The 15340-nt window shown below is 67.5% G+C and carries 14 protein-coding genes; 13 read left to right on the forward strand and 1 reads right to left on the reverse strand.

Translation table 11 applies throughout. The features are described from left to right. The first annotated feature begins 1 nt into the window (after position 1). Genes RKE40_RS00255 through RKE40_RS00275 form a run of 5 tightly spaced genes read left to right on the forward strand, consistent with a single transcriptional unit; the run spans position 2 to position 4713 of the window. Positions 2 to 796 (forward strand): ABC transporter permease, encoded by a 795-nt coding sequence (locus tag RKE40_RS00255; protein WP_316016453.1) that lies wholly within the window; start codon positions 2 to 4, stop codon positions 794 to 796. 8 nt (positions 797 to 804) lie between these two features. Beyond that, a complete protein-coding gene (locus RKE40_RS00260) occupies positions 805 to 1095 on the forward strand; it encodes a (2Fe-2S)-binding protein (protein WP_316016245.1) in 291 nt (96 codons plus the stop codon). After that, a complete protein-coding gene (locus RKE40_RS00265; RefSeq protein WP_316016246.1) occupies positions 1092 to 2477 on the forward strand; it encodes an FAD/NAD(P)-dependent oxidoreductase in 1386 nt (461 codons plus the stop codon). The genes RKE40_RS00260 and RKE40_RS00265 overlap by 4 nt, the downstream gene beginning before the upstream one ends. Beyond that, positions 2474 to 3664 carry an NAD(P)/FAD-dependent oxidoreductase gene (locus RKE40_RS00270; RefSeq protein WP_316016247.1) on the forward strand — a complete coding sequence of 397 codons (1191 nt, stop codon included), beginning with the start codon at positions 2474 to 2476 and terminating at the stop codon, positions 3662 to 3664. The genes RKE40_RS00265 and RKE40_RS00270 overlap by 4 nt, the downstream gene beginning before the upstream one ends. Beyond that, positions 3661 to 4713, forward strand: a complete 1053-nt coding sequence (locus RKE40_RS00275) for a polyamine ABC transporter substrate-binding protein (RefSeq protein WP_316016248.1) — start codon at positions 3661 to 3663, stop codon at positions 4711 to 4713. The genes RKE40_RS00270 and RKE40_RS00275 overlap by 4 nt, the downstream gene beginning before the upstream one ends. Positions 4714 to 4737: 24 nt before the next feature. Here RKE40_RS00275 and RKE40_RS00280 read toward each other — a convergent pair whose 3' ends face one another. Further along, positions 4738 to 5169: an Lrp/AsnC family transcriptional regulator gene (locus RKE40_RS00280; RefSeq protein WP_066478608.1), complete on the reverse strand. Its 432-nt coding sequence runs from the start codon at positions 5167 to 5169 to the stop codon at positions 4738 to 4740. A gap of 88 nt (positions 5170 to 5257) precedes the next feature. Here RKE40_RS00280 and RKE40_RS00285 point away from each other — a divergent pair, with 88 nt between their 5' ends. The 8 genes from RKE40_RS00285 (at position 5258) to RKE40_RS00320 (ending at position 15317) form a co-directional block, all read left to right on the forward strand. Further along, complete coding sequence (locus RKE40_RS00285) at positions 5258 to 6406, forward strand: saccharopine dehydrogenase family protein (protein WP_316016249.1); 1149 nt, start codon at positions 5258 to 5260, stop codon at positions 6404 to 6406. 131 nt (positions 6407 to 6537) lie between these two features. Then, entirely contained in the window at positions 6538 to 8025 is a 1488-nt protein-coding gene (locus RKE40_RS00290; protein WP_316016250.1) for a M81 family metallopeptidase, read from the forward strand. Positions 8026 to 8130: 105 nt separating this feature from the next. Then, positions 8131 to 9759: an amidohydrolase gene (locus tag RKE40_RS00295; protein ID WP_316016251.1), complete on the forward strand. Its 1629-nt coding sequence runs from the start codon at positions 8131 to 8133 to the stop codon at positions 9757 to 9759. 145 nt (positions 9760 to 9904) lie between these two features. Continuing rightward, positions 9905 to 11491: an ABC transporter substrate-binding protein gene (locus RKE40_RS00300; RefSeq protein WP_316016454.1), complete on the forward strand. Its 1587-nt coding sequence runs from the start codon at positions 9905 to 9907 to the stop codon at positions 11489 to 11491. A 110-nt stretch (positions 11492 to 11601) separates the two neighbouring features. Continuing rightward, positions 11602 to 12537, forward strand: coding sequence for an ABC transporter permease (locus RKE40_RS00305; RefSeq protein ID WP_316016252.1), 936 nt, complete (start codon positions 11602 to 11604; stop codon positions 12535 to 12537). Positions 12538 to 12545: 8 nt separating this feature from the next. Continuing rightward, complete coding sequence (locus tag RKE40_RS00310) at positions 12546 to 13367, forward strand: ABC transporter permease (protein ID WP_316016253.1); 822 nt, start codon at positions 12546 to 12548, stop codon at positions 13365 to 13367. Continuing rightward, positions 13364 to 14344 carry an ABC transporter ATP-binding protein gene (locus RKE40_RS00315; protein WP_316016254.1) on the forward strand — a complete coding sequence of 327 codons (981 nt, stop codon included), beginning with the start codon at positions 13364 to 13366 and terminating at the stop codon, positions 14342 to 14344. Before RKE40_RS00310 ends, RKE40_RS00315 begins: the two co-directional genes overlap by 4 nt. Next, complete coding sequence (locus RKE40_RS00320) at positions 14337 to 15317, forward strand: ABC transporter ATP-binding protein (protein WP_316016255.1); 981 nt, start codon at positions 14337 to 14339, stop codon at positions 15315 to 15317. Before RKE40_RS00315 ends, RKE40_RS00320 begins: the two co-directional genes overlap by 8 nt. The last annotated feature ends 23 nt before the right edge of the window (positions 15318 to 15340 follow it).

The following is a 15340-nucleotide window of genomic DNA, read 5'->3' on the forward strand; positions in this document are numbered from 1 at the left end:
CATGCACAGGAACGGCCCCGTCGCGCTCCTCTTCCACGGCCTCGTCGTCGCCTTCGTGCTGGCGCCGCTCGTCGTCATCTGCCTCGTCGCCTTCACCCCGGAGAACACGCTCTCGATCCCGACCACCAGCCTCTCGCTGCGCTGGTTCCGCGAGATTTTCGCGCATCCCGATTTCGTCGCCTCCTTCGTCAACAGCCTGTGGCTGGCGACGCTGGCCGCGACGCTCTCGGTCGCGATCTCGGTGCCGGCGGCGCTCGCCATCGACCGCTACCAGTTCCCCGGCCGTGATGCGCTGAACGCGCTCTTCCTCTCGCCACTGATCATCCCGCATCTCGTGCTCGGCGTCGCCTTCCTGCGGCTCTTCGCACTCATCGGCGCGACCGGCAGCTTCGCCTGGCTGGTCGCAACCCATGTCATCATCGTCACGCCCTATGTGCTGCGGCTGGTGATGGCCTCCTTCACCGGGCTCGACCGCTCGGCCGAGCAGGCGGCAATGACGCTCGGCGCCTCGCACTTGACGGTGTTCCGGCGCGTCACCGCGCCGATGATCCTGCCCGGCATCACCGGCGGCTGGCTGCTCGCCTTCATCAACAGCTTTGACGAGCTGACCATGTCGATCTTCGTGACCTCGCCGCAGACCGTGACGCTGCCGGTCCGGATGTACATGTACGCGACGGAATCGATCGATCCGATGATGGCCGCCGTCTCGGCGCTGATGATCGCGCTCACCGCCGGCGCCATGCTGGTGCTCGACCGGGCCTTCGGGCTCGACAAGATCCTCGTCGGGCAGAAGTGAGGCGCGCCATGCCGCTGCTGCACCGCATCGCCCGCAAGGACCACCGGCCGATCGGCTTCGTCCTCGACGGCGCGCCCTGCGAAGGCCGCGAGGGCGACACGCTGCTGACCGCGATCCTGGCGCAGCGCGAGCATCTGCGCACCAGCGACTTCTCCGGCGAGCCGCGCGCCGGCTTCTGCCAGATGGGCGCCTGCCAGGATTGCTGGGTCGCGCTCGAGAGCGGCGAGCGCCTGCGCGCCTGCTCGACGGCGCTCGTCGCCGGCATGCGCATCGTCACAGGCCATCGGAGGGCAGCATGAGCGAGCGCCCGCAGCCGCTGATCGTCGGCGCCGGCCCCGCCGGCATCCGCGCCGCGCAGGCGCTGGTCGCGGCCGGCCTGCGCCCGCTCGTCGTAGACGAAGCGCCCGCCTGCGGCGGCCAGATCTATCGCCAGCGGCTGGTGCCGGATGGCCGCAGCAGTCGTGATCTCTACGGCTCGGAGGCGGTGAAGGCGGAGGCTCTGCATCGCGATTTCGCGGCGCTGGCGGGACGGCTCGACTACTGGCCGCAATCCCTGCTCTGGAACCTGCGCGACGGCCGCGCCGACATCATGGTCGAAGGCACGAGCCGGCAGGTCGCCTATGACGGGCTCGTCCTCGCCACCGGCGCGACCGACCGCATCCTGCCGATCCCCGGCTGGACGCTGCCGGGTGTCTTCACCCTCGGTGGCGCGCAGATCGCGCTGAAGAGCCAGGGCTGCGCGATCGGCAGCAGGATCGTCTTCCTCGGCTCGGGGCCACTGCTTTATCTCGTCGCATGGCAGTACATGAAGGCCGGCGTCGCGGTCGCGGCCCTGCTCGACACCGCCCCCTTCTCCGCCAAGCTCGACCTTCTGCGCGGCTTGCCGCTCTTTCCGGAGATCGTGCTGCGCGGCCTGCGGATGACGGCCGAGCTCAGGCTTGCCGGGGTCGCACTGCATTACGACGTCCGGAATGTCCGGATTCTCGGCGGCGACCGGGTCGAAGGCGTCGGCTGGGGCGCTGCGGACAGCGAACGCCGCCTCCCCTGCGATGGTATCGGCTACGGCCTCGCGCTGCGCTCGGAAACCCAGCTCGCCGATCTCGCCGGCTGCCGCTTCGCCTTCAATGAGCGCGACCGCGCCTTCCTGCCTGAGCGCGACGCGGCAGGGCGCACCAGCATGCCCGGCGTCTATCTCGCCGGAGACGGTGCCGGCATCGCCGGCGCCGACGCAGCCGAGCGAGCGGGCGAGCGGGCGGCGCTGGCCTTGCTGGAGGATCGTGGCCTGCCGCATGACGCGGCCCGGTCGCAGGCTCTGGAAACCGAACTGGCGCGCATCGGCCGCTTCCGCGCGGTGCTGGAAGCCGCCTTCCCCTTCCCCGCGCATTGGGCGACGGCGATCGCCGACGACACCACCCTCTGCCGCTGCGAGGAGATCCGCGCCGGCGAGGTCCGCCGCGCCATCGCCGGCTTCGGCGTGCACGAGCTCAACCGGCTGAAGGCAGTCAGCCGCATCGGCATGGGCCGCTGCCAGGGCCGCATCTGCGGCGCCGCCGCCGCCGAATTGCTGGCGCATGAGACCGGGCGCGAGCTTGCGGCGATCGGGCGCCTGCGCAGCCAGGCGCCGGTCAAGCCGATCCCGCTGACGCTGGCGCTCGATGCCCATCGCGAGGCGGCGGAATGAGCAGGCATCTCTCGATCGATGTCGCGATCATCGGCGGTGGGCTGGTCGGCTCTTCGGCCGCGCTGGCGCTGCGCGGAATGGGCTTTTCCGTCGCCCTGCTCGACAAGGGCTATTGCGGCGCGCAGGCCTCGGGCGTGAACTATGGCGGGGTGCGCCGTCAGGGCCGTCCGATCGAGCAATTGCCGCTGTCGCAGCGCGCCCATGCGGTTTGGCCCAAGCTCCAGGCGCTGATCGGGATCGATGGCGAATTCCTGCGCTCCGGCCATCTCAAGCTCGCCCGCAACGAGGCCGACATGGCGACGCTCGAAGCCTATGCCGGCGAAACCGCCGAGCAGGGCCTCGATCTCGAACTGATCGGCCATAACGGCCTGCGCGAACGCTTCGGCTGGATCGGCGACGGCGTCGTCGGCGGCTCGTTCTGCGCCGGCGACGGCCATGCCAATCCGCGGCTCGTCTCGACCGGCTTTGCCGCCGCCGCCCGGCGCGCCGGCGTGCATGTGCTGGAGAACACTCCGGTCCGAGGCGTCGCGCGCCGCGGCGAGGGTTTCGCGCTCGAAGCGGGCGAGGGTCTTTCGCTCGCTTCGCGCTTCGTCCTCAACTGCGCCGGCGCCTGGGCAGGGCCTTTCGCCGAGAGCTTCGGCGAGCCTGTGCCGCTCACACGCATCTACCCGTCCATGGTCGTCACCGAGCCGACGGAAAAGGTGATGTCGGTCAACATCGGCATGGAAGGCGGCGGCATCTATGCCCGCCAGGTCGAGCGCGGCAATCTCGTGGTCGGCGGCGAGCGCGCCCTGCCGCTGGCGAATGCCGACTTCTCGCGGCCGCGCGGCGAAGGCGCGCTGGCGATCATGAACAATGCCGCCGCCCTGTTTCCGGGGCTGCGCCATGTCCAGGCGATCCGGTTCTGGAGCGGCACGGAAGGCGCGATGCCCGACCGGAACCCGGTGATCGGCCCGAGCCTGACGACGCCGGGCCTGATCCACGCCTTCGGCTTCACCGGCGCCGGCTTCCAGATCGCGCCGGGGGTCGGCGAGGTGCTCGCCGAGCTCGTCCGCGATGGGCAGACCCAGACGCCGATCGCGGCCTTCTCGATCGGCCGCTTCGCAGCAACTTCCGCCCGCACCGACGCTGGCTCGGGTGCGGGGCAAAACCAAGAGCCAAACCAAGCAGGGGAGATCAGATCATGACGAGCTATCGCAGCATCCTGGCGGCCGGCGTCGGCGCCCTCGCGCTTACAGCAGCCGGCGCCGCCAGCGCCCAGACCAAGACGCTCTATGTCGGCATGAACGGCGGCAATTTCGAGAAGACCTTCACCCAGTCGGTCTTCCCGGAGTTCGAGAAGGCCAACAACGTCAAGGTCGTGGTCGTGCCCGGCACCTCCTCCGACATCCTCGCCAAGGCGACCGCGGCCAAGGACAAGCCGCAGATGCACGTCATCTTCCTCGATGACGGCGTCATGGTCCGCGCCATCGGCGGCGGCCTCTGCGAGAAGCTGAAGAGCGGCCCGGAAATGGCCGAGCTCGCGCCCGGCACCCGCATGAAGGACGACATGGCCGTCGGCATCGACCTCGGCATGACCGGACTCGGCTACAACAAGAAGCTGTTTGACGAGAAGGGCTGGGCCGCGCCGACCTCGTGGATGGATCTCGCCGACCCGAAGTACAAGGGCAAGGTCGTGTTTCAGTCGGCCTCGGCCTCCTCCTTCGGCCTGCACGCCTTCCTGATGTTCAATCGCATCCAGGGCGGCACCGAGGCCAATGTCGAGCCGGGCTTCAGCAAGTTCCGCGACACGATCGGCAAGAACGTGCTCGAGTTCATCCCGAGCTCGGCCAAGATCGCCGAAATGGCGCAGACCGGCGAGGCCGCGATCTTCCCGCTGACGCCGACGGCGATCTCGACGCTGAAGGAGAAGGGCATCGGCGTCGAATACGCCCAGCCCAAGGAAGGTTCAGTCGTGCTGATGGTCGCACAGTGCGTGATCGCCAACAATTCCGAGCCGGAGCTCGCCCAGAAGCTCGCCGCCTACCTGCTCTCGGCCGAGGCGCAGTCCAAGGCCCTGGCCGCCGGCAACATCGTGCCGTCCAACACCAAGGCCAAGGCCTCGACGCCGGAAGCCGAGAAGAAGCTCGAGACCTTCCACGCCAATATGAAGACCGCGGTGACGCTCGACTGGGACGCGATCAATGCGAAGCGGCCCGAGTGGAACAGCCGCTGGAACAAGATGATCGAGCGCTGAGGCAGCCAGGTCGGCCGGGCCAGCCTACCGCTCGATCCTGGTCGAGAGAATGATCGAGGACATGGTGCGCTCGACGCCGTCGAGCGCACCGATCCGGTCGATCAGCGCGTCGAGCTCGCCGATCGACGGCGCGACCACCACGGCGATCATATCGAAATGCCCGCTGACCGAATGCAGCGTGCGCACTTCCGGAATCCGGCGCAGCTCGGCCTCGACCTTGGCGGCGAGCTTGGTCACCGCCGTGATCAGGATATGGGCCTTGACCTGGCCCTTCTCGTAATCCTCCGACAGCCGCGCCGTATAGCCGCCGATCACGCCGCGGCGCTCCAGCCGCTCGATCCGGCTTTGCACCGTCGTGCGGGAGAGCCCGAGCTTGCGGCCGAGCTCGGCCACCGGCGCGCGGGCGTTCTCGGTCAGCAGGATCAGGAGCTGTCGGTCGGTCTGGTCTATCGGCATAATGCGCATAGCTTACGGCGTATCGCCGAAAATTCCCATATGAATCGTCGCGAAGCCTACTTCTATCTGACGAAGGCACCGGCCAAGCTTGGCACCGAAATTCGTTAGGAGAAGTCTCATGAAGAACGTCGTCGTCATCGGCGCCGGCAAGATCGGCGCGACCATCGCCGACCTGCTGGTCGCCACCGGAGATTACCGGGTCACCGTGGCGGACCGTTCCGAGGAACAGCTCGCGGCGATCCCGGCCGGCGCCGCGCTCGCGACCCGCAAGCTCGACATCACCGATCCCGCCGCGCTGCGGCAGGCGCTTGCCGGCCAGTTCGCCGTGCTCAGCGCCGCCCCCTACGACCTGACGACGCGCATCGCCGAAGCGGCGGCCGAGCTCGGCGTGCACTATCTCGACCTGACCGAGGACGTCGCCTCGACCCGCCGGGTCAAGGAGCTCGCGCTCGATGCCAAGGCAGCACTGATCCCGCAATGCGGCCTGGCGCCCGGCTTCATCTCGATCGTCGCCGCAGATCTCGCGCGCGATTTCGAGCAGCTCGACAGTCTGCGCCTTCGTGTCGGCGCCCTGCCGCAATACCCGTCCAACGCGCTGAACTACAATCTGACCTGGAGCACGGACGGGGTCATCAACGAGTATTGCGAGCCCTGCGAGGCGATCGTCAACGGCGAGCGCATCCTCGTCCCGGCGATGGAGGAACGCGAAGAGTTCTCGCTCGACGGCATCACCTACGAGGCCTTCAACACCTCGGGCGGGCTCGGCACGCTCTGCGACACGCTGGCCGGCAAGGTCCGCACGCTGAATTACCGCACCATCCGCTATCCCGGCCATTGCGCGATCATGAAGGCGCTGCTGCAGGATCTGCGCCTCGCCGACCGCCGCGACGTGCTGAAGGATATTTTCGAGAACGCCCTGCCGAGCACGCTGCAGGACGTGGTCGTGATCTTCGTCACCGTCAGCGGCAGGATGAACGGCCGGCTGACCCAGCAGACCTACGCCAACAAGGTCTACAGCGCCGTGGTCGGCGGCAAGATGCGCTCCGCCATCCAGATCACCACCGCCTCCGGCATCTGCGCCGTGCTCGACCTGCTGGCCCAGGGCAAGCTGCCGCAGAAGGGCTTCGTCAAGCAGGAGGATATCGGCCTCGACGCCTTCCTCGCCAACCGCTTCGGCCGCGCCTATGCCCGCGCCGAGGATGTCGGCCAGCAGCTGGACGCGGCCTGCGCCGCCTGAGGCGCGCGAAGCATAATCGACGCAAGCTCGCAAGCGTGGGGAACGCTGGGGAAACATGACGGGTTCGGGCTGGCAACGGCCCGGGCCCACGCTACAAAAAGAAAAATAGTTCCAGGGGGGACGAAACCGGAATGGCCAAGCGCGTTCTGATCGCGGAATTCATGCACGAGACGAACACCTTCAGTGTTCAGCTCACCGATGAGGCCGTCTTCCGCCATCATGGCGTCTTCCGCGACAATGAGGTGCCCGCCGCCTTCCAGGGTACGCGCACCTCGATGGGCGCCGCCTTCGAAGCCGCCGAGAAATTCGGCTGGAGCCTCGTCCATCCGCTCGTCACCGGAGCTAACCCCTCAGGCCGTGTCACCGACGCAGCCTTCGACGTCTTTGCCGGCATGATCCTTTCCGCCTGCGAGGGGCTGGACGGCGTGCTGCTGCATCTCCACGGCGCGATGGCGACCGAAAGCTCGGACGATGGCGAAGGCGAATTGCTGAAGCGCATCCGCGCCAAGGTCGGTGAGGATGTGCCGGTGGTCGCAGTGCTCGATCTGCACGCGACGCTGACGCAACTCATGGCCGACAACGCCAACGCGCTGATCTCCTACCGGACCTATCCACATATCGACCAGTACGAGCGGACCTGGCAGGCGGCCGAACTGCTGGAGCGGGCGATGCAGGGCGAGATCAAGCCGCGCGTCGCCGTGGCGCGGCGGCCGATCCTCTATGCGCTCGATGGCGGGCGCACGACCTCGCCACCGTTCAAGGAGCTGCTGCGCCGTGGCGATGAGCTGGAGGCGGCTGGGGACGCGCTCGTGGTCAGCGTGCAGGCCGGCTTCTCCTCCGCCGACGTGCACGATATCGGCCCCTCCATCGCCGTAACTCATGACGATCGCGGCAAGGCGCAGGCCATCGCCGAGGAGTTGATGGACTATGCCTGGGAGCAGCGGCGCTTCTCCTCGATCCATTTCGCGCCGCTGAAAGAAGCGATGGCCAAGGCCAAGGCGGGCGAAGGCACGCTCGGGCCGGAGGCCGGCGGCAAGCCGCTGGTGATCTCCGACTATTCCGACAATCCGGGCTCCGGCGCCTATGGCGACGCGACCAACCTGCTGCGCGCCGTGCTCGACGCGGGCCTCAAGAATGTCGGCTTCCATGCGATCCGCGATCCGGAAGCGGCGCTCGCGGCGCAGGCCGCCGGCGTCGGCAACCGGGTGAAGCTGAAGCTCGGCGGCAAGGTCGACCCGAACACTGGTGGCGCGCCGCTCGACCTCGACGCCCATGTCGTGGCGCTCACCGACGGGCACTTCATCTGCTACGGGCCGATGGGCGGCGGCGTCTGGCGCAATTACGGGCTCTCGGCCCTGCTGCGCGTCGACGATGTCGAGATCATCGTCATCACCCATAACGGCCAGGCGACCGATACGGCACAGTTCACCTCGCTCGGCGTCGAGCCGACGCGGAAGTCGACCCTGATCGTCAAGTCGATGCAGCATTTCCGCGCCGCCTTCGAGCCGATCGCCCGCGAAGTGCTGGAGGTCGACAGCGGCGCGCTCTCGACCCGCAACTTCAAGGATCGGCCTTATCGCAAGGTGCGCCGGCCGATCTTCCCGCTGGACGACATCTGAGCAGGCTGCAAGGTTTCATGCCGACCGGCCGTGAAGCGCCGGCGGCGACAAGACGGAGGAAGGCATGAAGGCGATCGGGAGCAGGCTGGCGGCGGGAGCCGACGCATGAGCGTCAAGGCGGACATCGTGCTGCGTGGCGGGCCAATCTGGTGCGGCCGAGAGGAAGGCGTCGTCGAGGCGCTGGCGATCTGGGGCGACAAGGTCCTGGCCGCCGGCAGCGAAGCCGAGATCGCCGGTCTCACCGGAGCGCAGACCAAGATCATCGACCTCGCCGGCCGGCTGGCGACGCCGGGGCTGAACGATTCCCATCTGCACCTGATCTCGCTCGGCATGACCATGGACTGGGTCGATGCCCGCCCGGCCAATGCGCCGACGCTGGCAGCCCTGCTCGCAGAGATCGCCGCCCGCGCCGCGCGGCTGAAACCCGGCGAATGGGTGCTGGCGCGCGGCTATGACCAGACCAAGCTCGACACCGGCCGGCATCCCCGGCGCGAGGAGCTCGACCGAGCCTCGCCGGACAATCCGGTGATGCTGGTCAGGACCTGCGGCCATATCTCGATCTGCAACTCGCTGGCGCTCAAGCTCGCCGGCATCGACGAGGCCTCACCGACCCCGCCGGGCGGGCTGATCGAGCAGCAGAACGGCAAGCTCACCGGCCTGCTCGCAGAGAATGCCCGCGCGCCCGTCACGGCGGTGATCCCGCCGCCGACGGAGGAAGACCTCGTCTCCGGCATCGAGCGCGGCGGCCATTACCTGCTCTCGCTCGGCATCACCTCCTGCATGGATGCCGCCGTCGGCCAGAAGGGCGGCTTCGGCGAGATCGCCGCCTACCATCGCGCCAAGCGCGACGGGCGCCTGCCGGTCAGGACCTGGCTCGCCTTGCTCGGCGACGAGGGCCGCTCGATTGTGCCGCAATGCCATGCCGCCGGGCTGATCTCCGGCACCGGCGACGAGATGCTGATGGTCGGCGCGGTCAAGATCTTCCTCGATGGCTCCGCCGGCGGGCGCACCGCCTGGATGAGCGAGCCCTATCTCGGCGAGGACAAGACCACTGGCGTGCAGATGCTCTCGAACGAGGATCTCGAACGCCAGGTGCTGGATGCCCATGCCAAGGGCTACCAGCTTGCCTGCCATGCGATCGGCGATGCGGCGATCGAGCAATTGATCACCGCCTATGAGAAGGCTCTGGCGGCCTATCCCGATCCCGACCGGCGCCACCGCGTCGAGCATTGCGGCTTCTCGACGCCGCAGCAGCATGAGCGGATGGTCAAGGCCGGGATCTATCCCTGCCCGCAGCAGGTCTTCATCCATGATTTCGGCGACGCCTACGTCAAGGTGCTCGGCGAGGAGCGGGCGCTGCCGAGCTATCCATTCCGGACCTGGTTCGACCTTGGCCTGAAGCCGGCGACCGGCAGCGACGCGCCAGTCTGCGACCCGAACCCGTTCCCGAACTTCCACACCATGCTGACCCGGCAGACCTGGCGCGGCACCGTGATGGATGCCGGACAGCGCGTCTCGATCGAGGAAGCGCTGCAGGCCTACACCGAATATGGCGCCTTCTCGCAGAAGCAGGAGACGGTGAAGGGCAAGCTGGCACCGGGCTTCCTCGCCGATGTCGCGGTGTTCTCGCGCGATCTTCTTGCTGCCTCGCCGGAGGATATCCTCAAGGATACGCGCTGCGACCTCACCATCCGCGGTGGCGAGATCGTCTACGACCGCGCAAGCGCCGGCTGACGGCGCTCCGCAAAGAGAAGGGGGAGACAGCGGCCGAAAGCCAGCTATGGTTCGTATACAAATGGTTCGTGCAAGAAGCGGGCACCAAGCCGGAAAACCGGCAAGCCCGCCGCGATTTCAACCGAATTTGGGAGGATTCTACGTGTTGAACAAATGGTTTCTGACGACCGCGCTGACGCTGGCGGCCTTCACCGTGCAGGCGCAGGAACAGCCGCGCCGGGGCGGCACGATCCGCTTCACCGCGCCCTATGCGACGTCCTTCACCAGCAATGACAGCCATGTCTCGCCGCAGATCCAGGACGAGATCTACACCTATGCGCTGCACCGCTCGCTCTATCGCTGGAACGCGGCGGAGAACAAGCCGGAGCTGGAGCTCGCGACCGCCGTCAGCAAGTCGGCGGACGGGCTGACCTGGACCTACAAGCTGCGCGACGACGCGATCTTCCACAATGGCCGCAAGATGACGGCCGACGACATCATCTGGAGCTATACGCGCATCATGGACGGCTCGAAGAGCTATCCCGGTGCCCGCCATATCCGGCGCATCAAGGGCGCGGTCGAGGTCGAGAAGGGCCAGGCCAAGGAGATCTCCGGCCTGAAGAAGGTCGACGACCAGACCATCGAGATGACGCTCGTCGAGAAGGCCGATCCAGGCTTCTTCCTCTATTACGGCCAGACCGCGATCTATCCGGCGAAGGAAGCGCAGGAGCCCGATTTCTTCAACAAGCCGATCGGCCTCGGCCCGTTCAAGTTCGTCGAGCACGTGCCGGGCTCGCGCATGGTGCTCGACCGGTGGGAGAAGTACTTCAAGCCCGGCAAGCCCTATGCCGACAAGGTGGTGATCTCGCCGATGGGCGAGGCCGCCTCGCGCGACATCGCCTTCCGCAACAAGGAGATCGACGTCTCGATCCTCGGGCCGACGCAGTATGTCGCCTACCGGGCCGACCCCAACCTGTCGAAGGGCATCTTCGAGGTCGCCGAGGTCTTCACCCGCAATATGGGCATGAACCCCACCTTCAAGCCCTTCTCCGACAAGCGCGTGCGTCAGGCGATCAACCACGCGATCGATTCCGAGCTGATCATCAAGCGCCTGGTTCGCGACAAGGCCTACCGCGCCACCGGCTGGCTGCCGCTCTCCTCGCCGGCCTATGACAAGGAGATGAAGCCCTACGCCTTCGATTCCGACAAGGCGAAGAAGCTCCTGACCGAGGCCGGCTATCCCGACGGCTTCGAGTTCGAATGGACGGCAACGCCGAACGAGAGCTGGGGCGTGCCGATCGTCGAGGCGGTCATCCCCATGCTGGCCAAGGTCGGCGTCAAGGTGAAGATCAAGCCGATCGAGGGCTCGGCGCTCGGCGGCACGGTCCAGAAAGGCGACTTCCAGGCCTATATCTGGTCGAACACCTCCGGGCCGGACCCGCTGACCATCCTGAAGTGCTACCACTCCGCGACGCCGCAGAGCGCCTGCAACTACACGACCTACAAGAATCCGGAGGTCGACAAGCTGATCGACGAGGCCAGCAACACCGACGATCCGGCCAAGCGGAACGATCTGCTGAAGAAGGCCAATGCGATCATCTATGACGACGCACCGGTGTGGTTCTTCAACTACAACAAGGCCGTGATGGCCTATCAGCCCTGGCTGAAGGGCCTGCAGCCCAACTCGACCGAGCTCGCCCTGCAGCAATATGACGAGCTCTGGGTCGACGCCTCCTCGCCGGCGGCGAAGTAGACCGAACCTGCGCGCATGTCCGGCGGCGCCAATGCCGCCGGACACCCGCCAGCAAGCGCCTTGCCGCCCGGATCTACCCGATCCGAGCGGAACCGGCCCAGGAACCCGGCATGCTGCAATTCGTCTTCCGGCGCCTGCTGCAGGCGATCCCGATCCTGCTCGCCGTCGCGGGCCTGATCTTCCTGCTGTTCAGCGTCATTCCCGGCAATTTCGCCTCGACCCAGATCTCCGATGGCCGCGCCGTCATGGACGCCGAAGCGGTCGAGCGGATGAACCGTCAGTTCGGCCTCGACCAGCCGCTGGCGACGCGCTTCGCGAACTATGTCGGCAAGCTCGCCATGCTCGATCTCGGCACCTCGTTCCGGACCCGCCAACCGGTCTGGACGCTGATCGGCGAGCGGCTCTGGCCGACCATGCAGCTCGCCTTCGCCTCGATGATGTTCGCGATCCTGATCGGCGTACCGCTAGGCTTCCTCGCGGCGTTGCGGCCCGGCGGCGTCGTCGACACCGTCTCGATGGTGACGGCCGTCTCCGGCCTGTCCCTTCCGAAATTCTGGCTCGGCCTGATGCTGATGTATCTCTTCGCGCTGCAGCTCGGCTGGCTGCCGAGCTTCGGCTATGGCGACGGGGCGCTGCGCAACCTGATCCTGCCCTCGATCGCGCTCGGGGTCGCGCCGCTGGCGCTGCTCGCCCGCACCACGCGCGCCGCGGTGCTCGAGATCATGAACGCCGATTTCGTGCGCACCGCCCGGGCCAAGGGCATGAGCGAGCGCCGCGTCGTGCAATGGCATCTCGCCCGCAACGCGCTCGTCATCGTCCTGACCACGGTCGGCCTGCAATTCGGTTCGGTGATCGGCCAGGCGGTGGTGATCGAGAAGCTCTTCGCCTGGCCGGGCCTCGGCTCGCTCCTGGTCGACAGCGTCTCGCTGCGCGACATCCCGGTGGTTCAGGGCTGCATCCTGGTGATCGTGCTGTTCTTCCTGGTCGTGAACATGCTGGTCGACGTGCTCGCCGCGATCATCGACCCCCGCATCCGCTACAGCTGAGGCCTGCGATGAAGCTCAGAGCCAATCTCGTGATCGGGGGAGCGCTGTTCGCGACCGTGGTCGTCGCCGGCGCGCTCGCCCCCTTCCTCGCCCATACCGACCCGGTGATGGACGCCAATCTGATGAATGCCGAGGTCGCGCCCGGCAGCGAATTCTGGTTCGGAACCGACGCGCAGGGGCGCGACATCTACAGCCGCGTGCTCTACGGCGCCCGGATCTCGCTGACCGTCGGCATCGTCTCGCAACTGATCAACACGGTCATCGGGGTCTGCCTCGGCCTTTCCGCCGCCTATTGGGGTGGCTGGTGGGACGATTTCGTCAACGGGCTGACCAATCTGATGCTGGCGATCCCCTCGCTGATCTTCGCGCTGGCGATCATGGCGATCCTGACGCCGGGGCTGACCAGCCTGCTGATCGCGCTCGGGCTGACCAACTGGTCCTATACCTGCCGGCTGTCGCGGGCCTCGGCGCTATCACTCAAGAGCCAGGGCTATGTCCAGGCAGCCAAGGTGCTGGGCTATGGCGACATCCGGATCATGCTGACCCAGATCCTGCCCAATATCCTCGGACCGATCATCGTCATCGGCACGCTGGGCATGGGCGGCGCCGTGCTGGCCGAAGCCTCGCTCTCCTTCCTCGGCCTCGGCATCCGCCCGCCCTTCCCGAGCTGGGGCTCGATGCTCTCGGACGCCCGCGACCAGATCACCACCGCGCCCTGGATCTCGATCTTCCCGGGGCTCGCCATCTTCATGACCGTGCTCGGCCTCAACCTGCTCGGCGACGGCCTGCGCGACGTGCTCGATCCGCAATCGCGGGCGCGCACGGCATGAGCGACGAAGCGCTCCTCAAGGTCGAGAATCTCAGGCTCGACCTCGTCGTCGGCAGTCGCCGTTTCGGCGCGGTCAAGGACGTGAGCTTCAGCATCGGCCGCGGCGAGACCTTCGGCCTGGTCGGCGAGTCCGGCTGCGGCAAGAGCATCACGGCGCTCGCCCTGATCGGCCTCTTGCGCGCGCCGCTCGCCTTCGGCGGCGGGCGTATCCTGTTCAAGGGCCGCGAGATTCAGAACCTGCCCGGCAGCGAAATGCGCAAGCTGCGCGGCAATGCGATCTCGATGATCTTCCAGGAGCCGATGACGGCGCTGAACCCGCTCTCGCCGGTCGGCCGCCAGATCGCCGAGATGTTCGTGCTGCACAAGGGCGCGACCTGGCACGAGGCCGAGCGCAAGGCGGTCGAGGCGCTCGCCAATGTCCGCGTGCCCGCCCCGGACCGGCGGGTGAAGGACTACCCGCACCAGCTCTCCGGCGGCATGCGCCAGCGCGTCATGATCGCGATCGCCCTCGCCTGCCGGCCGGACCTCCTGCTCGCCGACGAGCCGACGACCGCGCTCGACGTCACCGTGCAGGCCGAAATTCTGGAGCTGATCCGCGACCTCTCGGCCGCGCAGGGCACGGCCGTGCTGATGATCAGCCATGACCTCGGCCTGATCGCCAATATGTGCGCCCGCGTCGGCGTGATGTATGCCGGCCGCCTGGTCGAGGAACGGGCGGCGCAGGAGGTCTTCCGCGCGCCGAGTCATCCCTACACTGGCGGGCTCGTCGCCTCGCTGCCTTTGCTCGGCGCCAGAGCGAGCCATGGCCGCAGCCGGCTGAAGGAGATCTCCGGCGTCGTGCCGGCGGTCACCGCCTTCCCCGAGGGCTGCCGCTTCAACCCGCGCTGCCAGGCAAGGACCGAGATCTGCATCGCGGAAGACCCCGAAGAGACTGCGCTACCGCGCGGCGGCAGGGTGAGGTGCCACCACCATGCCTGAGACCGACCAGATGATCCTGAGGGTCGAGGACCTCGCCGTGCATTTTCCGCTCGGCGGCGGTCTGCTCGGCGGCAAGCGGCGCACCGTCCATGCCGTCGACGGCGTCGACCTCCATCTCAGGAAGGGCGAATGCCTCGGGCTGGTCGGCGAATCCGGCTGCGGGAAGTCGACGCTGGCGCTCTCGATCCTCGGCCTTCAGGCGCCGACGCGCGGGCGCGTGCTGCTCGACGGCGTCGACATCGCCGCGCCCGGCGTCGACCGCAAGGCGCGGGCCCGCATCGTGCAGATGGTCTTCCAGGACCCGTACTCGTCGCTCAATCCGCGCCAGACCGTGCGCCGGACGCTGGAAGACCCGCTGCGCCTGCACGGGATCACGGACAAGGCCGAGGTCGACGGCCGGATCGAGGAGATGCTGCGCCATGTCGGCCTGCGGCCCGAGCAGGCAGCGCGCTATCCGCATGAATTCTCCGGCGGCCAGCGCCAGCGCATCGGCATCGCCCGGGCGCTGATCCTGAAGCCGAAGATCGTGGTGCTCGACGAGCCTGTCTCGGCGCTCGACGTCTCGATCCGGGCGCAGATCATCAACCTGCTGCTCGAGCTGAAGGAGACGATGGAGCTCTCCTACATCATGATCAGCCATGATCTCGGCGTGGTCGAGCATATGAGCGACCGCGTCGCGGTGATGTATCTCGGCCGCATCGTCGAGACTGGCGGCTGGCACACGATCTTCACCGCCCCGCGCCACCCCTATACGCGCGCACTGATCGCGGCGATTCCCGACCCGTTCGGCGAGCGGCCGGGCGTCAAGATCTCCGGCGAGCTGCCGAACCCGCTCGAGCCGCCTTCCGGCTGCCGCTTCCATCCGCGCTGCCCGGAAGTGCGCGACATCTGCCGAAAGCCGCCGACGCCGGCGCTGGGCGAGATCGCGCCCGATCACGAAGTGCGCTGCCTGCGTGCGGCGGAGCTGGTTTGAACAACCGACCCGACCAACTGAGA

It is taken from the genome of Allobosea rubneri (assembly GCF_032464875.1).
Taxonomy (GTDB): domain Bacteria; phylum Pseudomonadota; class Alphaproteobacteria; order Rhizobiales; family Beijerinckiaceae; genus Allobosea; species Allobosea rubneri.

Excerpts from the sequence above, each read along its gene's own strand:
- RKE40_RS00255 (WP_316016453.1), top strand. The coding sequence starts at position 2 with ATGCACAGGAACGGCCCCGTCGCGCTCCTCTTCCACGGCCTCGTCGTC.
- RKE40_RS00260 (WP_316016245.1), top strand. The coding sequence starts at position 805 with ATGCCGCTGCTGCACCGCATCGCCCGCAAGGACCACCGGCCGATCGGC.
- RKE40_RS00265 (WP_316016246.1), top strand. The coding sequence starts at position 1,092 with ATGAGCGAGCGCCCGCAGCCGCTGATCGTCGGCGCCGGCCCCGCCGGC.
- RKE40_RS00270 (WP_316016247.1), top strand. The coding sequence starts at position 2,474 with ATGAGCAGGCATCTCTCGATCGATGTCGCGATCATCGGCGGTGGGCTG.
- RKE40_RS00275 (WP_316016248.1), top strand. The coding sequence starts at position 3,661 with ATGACGAGCTATCGCAGCATCCTGGCGGCCGGCGTCGGCGCCCTCGCG.
- RKE40_RS00280 (WP_066478608.1), bottom strand. The coding sequence starts at position 5,169 with ATGCCGATAGACCAGACCGACCGACAGCTCCTGATCCTGCTGACCGAG.
- RKE40_RS00290 (WP_316016250.1), top strand. The coding sequence starts at position 6,538 with ATGGCCAAGCGCGTTCTGATCGCGGAATTCATGCACGAGACGAACACC.
- RKE40_RS00295 (WP_316016251.1), top strand. The coding sequence starts at position 8,131 with ATGAGCGTCAAGGCGGACATCGTGCTGCGTGGCGGGCCAATCTGGTGC.
- RKE40_RS00305 (WP_316016252.1), top strand. The coding sequence starts at position 11,602 with ATGCTGCAATTCGTCTTCCGGCGCCTGCTGCAGGCGATCCCGATCCTG.
- RKE40_RS00310 (WP_316016253.1), top strand. The coding sequence starts at position 12,546 with ATGAAGCTCAGAGCCAATCTCGTGATCGGGGGAGCGCTGTTCGCGACC.
- RKE40_RS00315 (WP_316016254.1), top strand. The coding sequence starts at position 13,364 with ATGAGCGACGAAGCGCTCCTCAAGGTCGAGAATCTCAGGCTCGACCTC.
- RKE40_RS00320 (WP_316016255.1), top strand. The coding sequence starts at position 14,337 with ATGCCTGAGACCGACCAGATGATCCTGAGGGTCGAGGACCTCGCCGTG.